Source organism: Micromonospora sp. LOL_024, from assembly GCF_048060415.1.
In the GTDB taxonomy this organism is placed as follows: Bacteria; Actinomycetota; Actinomycetes; order Mycobacteriales; family Micromonosporaceae; genus Micromonospora.
In genome coordinates this window covers 1-9,058 of sequence record NZ_JBHMIS010000064.1, presented here as the reverse complement: position 1 = coordinate 9,058, position 9,058 = coordinate 1, and the positions used below count along the sequence as shown (strand labels likewise).

The 9,058-nt window shown below is 67.3% G+C and carries 11 protein-coding genes and 1 pseudogene; 10 read left to right on the top strand and 2 right to left on the bottom strand.

Features of this window, described 5'->3' with window-relative positions:
• Positions 1-52: 52 nt before the first annotated feature.
• Complete coding sequence (locus tag ACFHWY_RS27095) at positions 53-307, top strand: ribonuclease domain-containing protein (RefSeq protein WP_416583086.1); 255 nt, start codon at positions 53-55, stop codon at positions 305-307.
• Positions 307-789: a barstar family protein gene (locus tag ACFHWY_RS27090; RefSeq protein ID WP_416583085.1), complete on the top strand. Its 483-nt coding sequence runs from the start codon at positions 307-309 to the stop codon at positions 787-789. Before ACFHWY_RS27095 ends, ACFHWY_RS27090 begins: the two co-directional genes overlap by 1 nt.
• A 413-nt stretch (positions 790-1,202) precedes the next feature.
• On the opposite strand, the gene ACFHWY_RS27085 is transcribed toward ACFHWY_RS27090, so the two are convergent.
• The gene (locus tag ACFHWY_RS27085) at positions 1,203-1,775 is read right to left on the bottom strand and encodes a GntR family transcriptional regulator (protein ID WP_416583084.1); all 573 of its coding nucleotides are present in this window, start codon (positions 1,773-1,775) and stop codon (positions 1,203-1,205) included.
• Between the two features lie 155 nt (positions 1,776-1,930).
• Here ACFHWY_RS27085 and ACFHWY_RS27080 point away from each other — a divergent pair, with 155 nt between their 5' ends.
• From ACFHWY_RS27080 to ACFHWY_RS27060, 5 genes are read left to right on the top strand one after another with little or no spacing between them, the layout of a single operon-like run.
• A complete protein-coding gene (locus tag ACFHWY_RS27080) occupies positions 1,931-2,254 on the top strand; it encodes a hypothetical protein (RefSeq protein ID WP_416583083.1) in 324 nt (107 codons plus the stop codon).
• Positions 2,251-3,714: an FtsK/SpoIIIE domain-containing protein gene (locus ACFHWY_RS27075; RefSeq protein ID WP_416583082.1), complete on the top strand. Its 1,464-nt coding sequence runs from the start codon at positions 2,251-2,253 to the stop codon at positions 3,712-3,714. Before ACFHWY_RS27080 ends, ACFHWY_RS27075 begins: the two co-directional genes overlap by 4 nt.
• Positions 3,711-5,012 (top strand): replication initiator, encoded by a 1,302-nt coding sequence (locus tag ACFHWY_RS27070; RefSeq protein WP_416583081.1) that lies wholly within the window; start codon positions 3,711-3,713, stop codon positions 5,010-5,012. Before ACFHWY_RS27075 ends, ACFHWY_RS27070 begins: the two co-directional genes overlap by 4 nt.
• The gene (locus ACFHWY_RS27065) at positions 5,009-5,200 is read left to right on the top strand and encodes a helix-turn-helix domain-containing protein (protein ID WP_416583080.1); all 192 of its coding nucleotides are present in this window, start codon (positions 5,009-5,011) and stop codon (positions 5,198-5,200) included. The genes ACFHWY_RS27070 and ACFHWY_RS27065 overlap by 4 nt, the downstream gene beginning before the upstream one ends.
• Positions 5,190-6,458, top strand: coding sequence for a tyrosine-type recombinase/integrase (locus tag ACFHWY_RS27060; protein ID WP_416583079.1), 1,269 nt, complete (start codon positions 5,190-5,192; stop codon positions 6,456-6,458). The genes ACFHWY_RS27065 and ACFHWY_RS27060 overlap by 11 nt, the downstream gene beginning before the upstream one ends.
• A gap of 31 nt (positions 6,459-6,489) precedes the next feature.
• Here the strand turns inward: ACFHWY_RS27060 and ACFHWY_RS27055 are convergent, their stop codons facing one another.
• Entirely contained in the window at positions 6,490-6,753 is a 264-nt protein-coding gene (locus ACFHWY_RS27055; RefSeq protein ID WP_416583078.1) for a flavin reductase, read from the bottom strand.
• Between the two features lie 175 nt (positions 6,754-6,928).
• On the opposite strand from ACFHWY_RS27055, the pseudogene ACFHWY_RS27050 reads away from it, so the two are divergent.
• From ACFHWY_RS27050 to ACFHWY_RS27040, 3 genes and pseudogenes are all read left to right on the top strand, one after another.
• Positions 6,929-8,124 (top strand): annotated as a pseudogene (locus ACFHWY_RS27050) (helix-turn-helix domain-containing protein).
• A 198-nt stretch (positions 8,125-8,322) separates the two neighbouring features.
• Positions 8,323-8,667: a polymorphic toxin type 50 domain-containing protein gene (locus tag ACFHWY_RS27045; RefSeq protein ID WP_416583077.1), complete on the top strand. Its 345-nt coding sequence runs from the start codon at positions 8,323-8,325 to the stop codon at positions 8,665-8,667.
• A 12-nt stretch (positions 8,668-8,679) separates the two neighbouring features.
• Entirely contained in the window at positions 8,680-8,982 is a 303-nt protein-coding gene (locus ACFHWY_RS27040) for a hypothetical protein (RefSeq protein WP_416583076.1), read from the top strand.
• The last annotated feature ends 76 nt before the right edge of the window (positions 8,983-9,058 follow it).

Below are 9,058 nucleotides of genomic sequence, written 5' to 3'. Positions count from 1 at the left end.
CCGATCAACCCAACTCATCGACGCAGTCACGTAACGTCACCGGTTTTACGCAATGGCCCTGGATGGTGTGCTTGTTCAAAGCGGGGCGATGGGGCCGACTGTCCCGAAGGTGTTCCGTAATGATGGTGGCACTGGTGGGCAGGTTCTCCCACGCACTACGGCTGGCGGAGATGCTATAACTTACCGTGAGTGGGGCACGGTTCCCGGCTCGGGAAACCCTAAGCCTGGCGGCGAACGAATTGTCACTGGATCTGATGGGTCTGTTTACTATACTCCGGATCACTACCAAACCTTTATTAGGTACTGATGATGGCCAACTTCGGCGACCTGTGGACCACTAGCCAACCCCGGATGCACGTGCTGTCAGATTCGACCGATCTTGATTCTCTGCGCAGGTCAGTGCCTGTGTCTGGCGGGGTCGTGGTAAAGCTTGACGGCGGGCTAATGCGTACTGTTGAAGCGCTTTTTGCCGAGTTTGTTCGCGAGTTACGCTTTCCCGAATACTTTGGTTGGAACTGGGCAGCATTCGCTGAGTGCATTACAGAATTGTCTGGGTGTCCTGCTCGCGCGTACTTGCTGGTAATCGAACGAGCGGACCTATTGCTAGGGGATAGCCCGGCTGATCGGGAGATCTTCTTTCGGCTGATCAAGGACGTGTCTTCTGAATGGGCTAATTCGTTTGGGTTGGGTCCAGAGTGGGATGGCGGAGAGGTTCCTTTCAACGTTGCTCTGCTTTGCTCCGATGAAGCACGAATGCAGCTCGAAGGGAACGCCGGGTGCCGCCGATGAGCAGTAAGGATTCCTCCATGCGAAGTAATTGCGGGACTGCGGAGTGCGCCAAGAGGCGTGGTTGTGCGCCTGAGTTGCTGTCACAGCTGCTGTCAGACGCCGAGCATGTATGCAAATGTATAGACTGAATCTGTTTGACCCGACAGTGGGCGGGGGTGGCTCGGTGGCACGGCGCGTAGCGGCGTGGCGTCGATCCCCGGAACCCGTCGCGTGGGTTGAACCGTGATGGGATCGTCATGGCCTTGATTGCTTCGACTGGGAGGCATCGCCTGGCCGCCCTGGTCGTCGCGCGGGCGCGTGCGCGCGCGGCCGTAGGCCTGTAGCGCGTGCGCGCGGCCCGGCGCAAGCCGGGCCGTCTTGATTAGGTGAAGCAATTTTTAGCCCAGTGGCTCCGTCGGTGGCGGGCTGCTGGGCTACGCCTTGGGGTTGCGGCGTGCCTTCTTCGGTGTCGGCGGCTCGGCGGGCTCGGGCGCTTCGCTGGCGGCGGCTCGTCCGAGGTTGGCTTCGTAGGCGGCGAGGTCGTCGGCGAGGTCGGTGTGTGCTTGTTGGAAAGTGGCGAGTTCTTCGGTGGCTTGCCAGGCGGCGGCGGTGTCCTTGTTCATGAAGGCGTCGACGATCTTGCCGCTGATGCGGTCGCGTTCGAGTAGGTAGAGGGCGAGGCGCCGGTTGAGTGCCGGGTTGTCGCTGATGACCGGTGTCTGGGTGGTCGCGGCGATGGGTCGGCCGTCGGCGTCGGTGCCGATGCGTTCGGGTGCCTGGGGGTGGACGAAGGTGCCTTTGCCGACGACGGCGTAGGTGAGGCCGCGGTGTTGCAGCTCCCGTAGGGCGCGTTGGGCGGTCATGGAGGCGACGCTGTAGGTGTCGGCCATGCGCCGGGCGGTGGGGAGTACGTCGCCGGGGGCGAGTTTGCCGGTGCGGATCTGGTCGACGATGTCGTCGACGACCCGTTGGAACAGGGCGCGTCGGTCGTCGGCGTCGTGCGGCATGTGCTGATCGTAGTCGTCCTGTCCTGATTGAGCTACACGGGCTACTCAAGATTCCTGGGTCAAACCCCTTGACTAGATCACGATTGTCACGTGAAGCTTAGGAAGCCTAGTAATCACGCCGTTGGGGTGTGGTGGGCGAAAGAAGGAGAACGCTCGTGTTGGTACTGCCGATTGACGGTGGTAGGGGGCTGTTGGTGCTCGCTGCGGCGACACCGCAGTTCAAGGACAAGGAGAACAGGGTTGCCGCCATGGACCGCACCACGGGTGCGCCGTTGGTGGAGGTGCCCCTGGCGTTGACGGCCGACGGTGGGACCCCGCAGGTGTTGCGGGTGTCGGTGCCGCAGCCGTCGGTGCCGAAGGACCTCGCGGTCGGCCAGTGGGTCAAGGCGACCGGGCTGACGTTGGTGGCGGGGGAGAAGAACGGCCGGGCGTGGCAGATCTTCCGCGCGTCGGCGTTGACGGCGGTGAAGCCTGGATGACGACGATCGATTCGACTCATCTGAGGCTGCTCACCATGGTTCCCGCCGTGCTGCTGGGCGTGGCGGCTGTCGTGGCGACGGCGTGGCTGGCCGCCCATGTGGTGCGGTATCTGCTGGCAGACGCCGAGATTCGGCCCGCGATACGCGTCGGCTGGCGGATCCGATACACGTGGCGGCGTACCGCCGTGCGGGTGGGCCTGGTCCAGACCGAACACGTCCGTCCGCCGTCGTGGTCGTCTCGACCGCAGACGGTAGTGGTGCGGCGGGAGTTGGTTCCGGCGGTCCGGGTACGGGCGCGGCGGTGGGGTGTCGAGGTCGACGCCTCCACGGTCGGCCGGCTCGGCCTGGTCGAGTTCCAGCATGCCGCCGGGCATCTCGCCGACGCGTGGCGCGTGCCGCAGGTACGGGTAGCGCAGGTCCGTCCCGGTCTGGTCCGGCTGCGGGCGCTGATGGTCGACCCGCTCACCCAACCGACCGCCTGGGACGGGCAGACCACGACCGCCGACCACCTGGAGACGTGGTCGGCGGGTATCGACGCCGACAGCCAGCCGGTCACCATCCGCTCCTCCGGAGTGTCCGGGGTGGTGGTCGCGGGGCTGGCGGGCTTCGGCAAGACCTCGCTGCTGAACGCCCGGTTCTGTCAACTCGCACCGAGTCCGGCGGTGCAGTTCGTGTTGATCGACGGCAAGGGCGGCCCGGACTACGACGAGCTGTTCCGCCGGGCGTGGCTGTCGGCGAAGGACGACCCGGAGCAGGTCCGTGATCATTTGGCGCGGGTGCATGAGCTGATGACCCACCGTCAGCGGTGTATCCGGGCGGTGCTCGGGGTGAAGAACGTGTGGCATCTCGGCCCGTCCGCCTCGTGGCCGCTGGTCGTGGTGGTGATCGATGAGGCGCACACGTTCTTCAACGAGTCCAAGGGCACCGACGTCGAGTCGAAGAAACGCGATGCGGTGGCGCGGCAGACGGCCCGGCTGGTGGAGGAGCTGGTGCGCAAGGGCCGCAACGTCGGTATCCAGGTGATCCTGGCGACGCAGAAGGCCACCGGGCATGCGATCCCGACGAAGATCCGGGACAACTGCCAGGTCGCGGTCAGCTTCGCGCAGCGCACCAGCGAGGCGGCCACGGCGGTGCTCGGCTCGGACATCACCGGCTTCCCGGATGAGCATCCGCGCCGGTTGCAGGACCCCGCCTACATCGGGGTCGCCTCGATGGTGGCCGAAGGCCGGCCCGGGTTCACTCTGGTCCGCACCCCGTACGTCAGTGACGCCACCGCTGGCCGGATCGCATCGGACACCGCCGCGCTGGTGCGCGACCCGCTGCGGCTGCTCGCAGACGCCGGCGGGGCGATTCCGCCGGATGGTGAGGACAGGGAGGGCGGCGGCTCATTCCGCCAAGAACACCCCGCCGCTCTCCCCGCAAGTAGCCCTCCCACGAGTGGAGAGGAGCTGCGCCGATGATGCCATCCACCCCTCACAGCGTCGACCTCGACACCCTGCTCCGCATCGCCGCCGCTCACGAGGTGGAGGGTCGGGTCGGTGCGTGCCGGCACCCGATCCGGTTGACCGGGCGTGGCCTGCTGGTCGAGGCCGGCACCGGCCGTGTCCTCGCCGACACCGGCGACCGGCAGACGATCACGGTACGGTGCCGCAACCGCCGTGCCGCCAGGTGTCCGGCGTGCTCGACGCTGTACAAGCTCGACGCCTTCCACCTGATCGCCGCCGGGCTCCGCGACCAGCCCACCACCGTGGCCCGGCCGCGGGTGTTCATGACGGTGACCGCGCCGTCATTTGGGCCGGTGCACCTCGGCCCAGCCCGCAACGGCGTCCCTCGTGCCTGCCACCCCGACGAGTCCAGGTGCGGCCGATGGCACCTGTCGGGCGATCCGCTGATCGGCACCCCCCTCGAACCGGAAGGCTATGACTATCCGGGGCAGGTGTTGTTCAACGCCCACGCCGGGATGCTGTGGGCGCGGTTCACCACCGAGGCACGCCGCACCCTCGCGGCTGCGGCGGGTCTGTCCCGGCGGCAGGCGGCACGGCAGGTGCGAATCGCCTTCGCCAAGGTCGCCGAGTTCCAGGCCCGGGGCGTGGTCCACTTCCACGCGCTCGTCAGGCTCGACGGACCGGACGGCCTGCCCACCCCGCCGCCGACCTGGGCAACCAGTCTCCTGCTGGAAACCGCGATCCGCCGGGCGGTCCCCGTCGTCACCGTCGCCACGCCAGCGGTCGTCGGAGGGCGTGTGCTGCGGTGGGGGCGACAAATTGACATCCAGCCACTTCCCGCAGGGGATGTGGTGGTTGCCCGGTACGTGGCGAAGTACGCCACGAAGACCGCCGAGGCCGTCGGCGTTGACGTGCCGCCGCTGTTCTGCCGCGCGTGCAGAGGCGACGGCCTGCGCCTCGGCGACGACGCTCGGCGCTGGTGTCGGGTCTGCTCGGGCACCGGCCGCCGTCTCGGCGTCAGCCTCGACCGGCTACCCGCGCATGGCCGCATGTTGGTGGAGACCTGCTGGCGGCTCGGCGGACTGCCCGACCTGCGAGGGCTGCGGCTGCGCCGGTGGGCGCACCAGCTCGGCTACCGAGGCCACGTCACCAGCAAGTCACTGGCCTACTCGACCACCTTCGCCGCGCTGCGCGATGAGCGGCGTCGGTGGCGGCTGACCCGCCACGCCGAAGCTGTCGGCGTCGACCCGACCACCGACCTGCTCACCGTCGGGGACTGGCGCTACACCGGCCAACTCGGGGAGGACCAATGAACAGCCCCGACCTGTTGACCGTCACCGACGTGATGGCCCGGCTGCAAGTCGGCCGGCACACCGTCTACGACCTCATCCGCTCCCGCCGGCTGCGCTCCGTCCGCATCGGCCGCTGCCGCCGCATCCCCGCCCGGTCCCTGGCCGGCTACCTCGACTCACTGACCAAGGAGGCCGACCATGGCCGGTAGAAAGGCCAACGGCGAAGGCACGATCTTCCAACGCGCCGACGGCCGCTGGTGCGGCGCCGGCTACGTCCTCGCCGCCGACGGCACCCGCAAGCGCATCTACGTCTACGGCACCACCCGCCGCCAGGCGGCCGACAAGCTCGCCGACAAGCTGGCCGACTCGAACCGGGGCCTGGTCGTGGCCGCCGACCCGAACCTCACCGTCGGCGATTACCTGACCGCGTGGCTGACCGGCGTCGCCCGGCACCGGCTCCGCGCCACCACCTACGTCACGTACGAATCCCTGGTCCGCCGGTTCCTGATCCCCGGCCTCGGCGGGCGGAAACTCGGCACGCTGACGGTGCGGGAGGTGCGGACGTTCCTCGACCGGCTGCCGAGTGTGTGCCAGTGCTGCGCGCAGGGTTGGGACGCCAAGCGCAATCCGAACCATCCGGTCAAGGCACGTCGGCCGCGCTGCTGTGCCATCGGCAACTGCTGCCGCAGACACATCCGCCCGGCAACGGTCCGCTACATCCGGGCGGTGCTGTCGGCCGCCCTCGCCGACGGCGTCCGTGAAGACCTCCTCGGCCGCAACGTCGCCAGCTCGGTACGGCTACCCACCCCGCGCAGCGACTTCCAACCGTTCACCGCCGGCGAGGCCCGCCGCTACCTGCTCGCCGCCGCCTACCACCGCCACGGCCCCCTGTTCGAACTGGCCCTACGCACCGGGCTACGGCGCGGGGAACTGCTCGGCCTGCGCTGGGACGACATCGACCTCGACGCCGGTCACCTGTACGTGCGACGCACCCTCGCCCGCACCCGAGGCGGCCCCACCTTCCAGCCGGTCAAGACCCACCGCTCCGCACGGCGCATCGTCCTACCCCGCGACTGCGTCACCGCGCTCAAGCGCTACCACACCCGGCAGGACATCGACCGACGCGAGGCCGCCGACGGGTGGACCGAAACCGGGCTCGTGTTCACCACCAGCACCGGCGGGCCGATGGACCCGGCCGCGGTGCACCGCCACCACCAGGCCATCTGCGAACTCGCCGACGTCCGCTACATCCGCTTCCACGACCTGCGGCACACCTGCGCCACGCTGCTACTCGAACAGGGCGTGGACCTGGTGACGATCAAGGACCTGCTCGGCCACGCGCAGATCCACACCACCGCCGACATCTACTCCCACGTCCGGCTCCGCCTACAACGCCACGCCATCGAGTCCATGGACCAGGCGCTGCACCCCGACCAACCTGACGACGACACCGCCTCTGGCGACTGAACCCGACCAACGACAGAGCGCCCCGCTGGGATCACCGCCCCGGCGGGGCGCTCTCATGCCGGCGGCCGTCGGTCGGCTCGTAGGGCCAGGTGAAGAACCGCCGATACAGCGTCCCCGACAGGGTGGTGGGCATGTCCACGCACGCCTCGACGAAGAACCGGGACAGGTAGAGCATCAGCGACACCCGCGCTCCGGCGAACTCGGCCAACAGTTGACGTTTTCGGGTGAGGCACGGCCACGCCTGCCCACACCCCGCGCAGGTCCAGGCCGGGCGAACCGGCAAGTGCATCGACATTCGCTGCTCAACCCTCCGGAACGTACGTGGTCTACGGTGGGAGGGCCGGGCACGCACCCGGGTATGAAGAATGCCGATCTTCGTAACCGGTCCCGGCCCTCCCGGCACAGCACCAGCCAGGTCCGGACTCGATGCACCTCCCCGCTGGGCCTGCCACCAGGATCAGGGGAGACAGATGACCATGGAAGCAGGCGAGGGTCTTCCCTCGTCTACACCCGACACCGCCGACCTCGGCGCGCACCTGCGGACCGCCCGCGAGGCCGCCGGGCACAGCCTCGCCGGCATGGCCGCGCTCACCCACTTCAGCAAGCCCTACCTCGGCCTCGTCGAAACCGGCCGCCGCCCCGCCACCCCCGACCTCGTCGGACGCTACGAACACGCCCTCGGCCACCCCATCGGCACCCCAGCAGACCCGGTCCGCCTCACCCACGAATGGCTCATCGGCGACCCACCTGTCCCCGCGCAGCTACGCGCCGGCCGTCGTATCGGCACCGGGCTCATCGAGACGCTGAAATCCCGGGTGATCGAACTTCGCCACCTGGACGACACCGTCGGCAGCCGCACCCTGCTCCCCGTCATCCGCACCGAACTCGACCAGGCCGAACACCTCGCCCGCACCGCCTCCTACACCGACGCCTCCGGAAAACGGCTGTACACCGTGATCGGCGAACTGGCCCAACTCGCTGGCTGGGTCGCCAGCGACGCCGGCCGCTACCAGGACGCCCAACGGCTCTACCTGTCCGGCGTCACCGCCGCCGAATCGGCAGGAGACCGGGCACTGGGCGCGCAACTTCTCTCCAGCCTCGCCTACCAGATCACCAACGTCGGCAAACGCGAAGACGCTCTGCTCATCGCCCGATCCGCCGTCACCGGCGCACCCCATGCCAGTCCACTCGTCCGGGCGCTGCTGCTGGAACGCCTCGCCTGGGCCGCCGCCCGCCTCCGCGACACCGACACCACCCGCCGCACCCTCGACGCCGTCAACGACGCCTACGACCAGCGCACCGACGGCATCGCCGAACCCGAATGGGTCTACAGGCTCAACCGGACCGAGATCGACGTCATGGCCGCCCGCTGCCTCATCGAACTCGGCACCCCCGCCGCCGCCGAACCCTCCTCACCCGAGCACTCGCCGGCTACAACCACGACCACGCCCGCGAAGTCGCCCTCTACCAAACCTGGCTCGCCGAAGGCCACGCCAGAGCAGGCGACCTCGACGCCGCCCGTGAGGTCCTCGCCCGCATCGACACCACCGCCATCGACGCCGGCTCCACACGCCTCCACCGCCGCATCGCCGCCGTGGATCGCCTCATCGACCGCCGCACACAGAAGAAGAAACCCACCAACAGCACCAGACGACCTACCGAGTAGACGCCCCGGCTGACGGCTCGCTCAGCCCGGCGTGCGCCCACGTTGCTGTCACGGCTGCTGTCAAAATCGCCAACAATCGATTGATTGTCGACGGGAGGTTGAGCGAAAGCCCAGCTCCCTGCCAAGATCGACACCATGACATCGCCGCAGCCGCCGTAACAACGCCACACGTACTATGTACTCGCAGGCAACACGCCGGTGCTCGTACACAACACCAGTCCGGGCGGGTGTGGTGTCTCTGCGATCATCAGTAGGCAGAAGCAGGGCCGGCACGTTCAGGGGCATCCGTTGCACGCCAATACAGGCAAGAGTTACTTCAGTAGTCATGCGGACGCTCAGCGTGTACTGGACGCTTACCATAACGGCGGCGCGACAGTTCTGGGGCAGACGAGTAACGGAAATATCGTTGTTCGTTACGACAGTGTGGTTGGCTATAACAATAATCCAGGCGCGGGTTTTATCGATCAGCCCACGAACGTTTTCATGATCAAGGGTACGAAAAGTCCGAGCGTCGTTCCGGTTAATCCGAACTGGACCTCCTGAGGAGTTGGAGAGATGGAGTCCGCTTTGGTGCGCGAGAATAGGTTGGTGCTCAATGTCGTCCAAGCGGCGTTAGGATTGATCTCAAGGGAAATGCGCGCCATCTCCGTTCGTCTGGATTCGGACCGAATAACTCTCTATGTGGCAGTTTATGAGCGTAGTGCGCAGGTTGGGGAGGATGTCAACGATCTGGTATTTGAGCTGGAGGCCTTGCAGGATGGCCCCATTGCAATAGAATCGTTAATTTATATGGGTGCACCGGATGTTGACTGGCCAGGAAATTCCGCTCGCCGTGTTTATCTGGCGAAAGAAGCATGAAAGCCGAGGTGTGGCCCACGGCCCCGGCGTTGTTCCGGCTTGAGGTGTTCTGTCCGTGTTGAGGACCGGGCGAGGC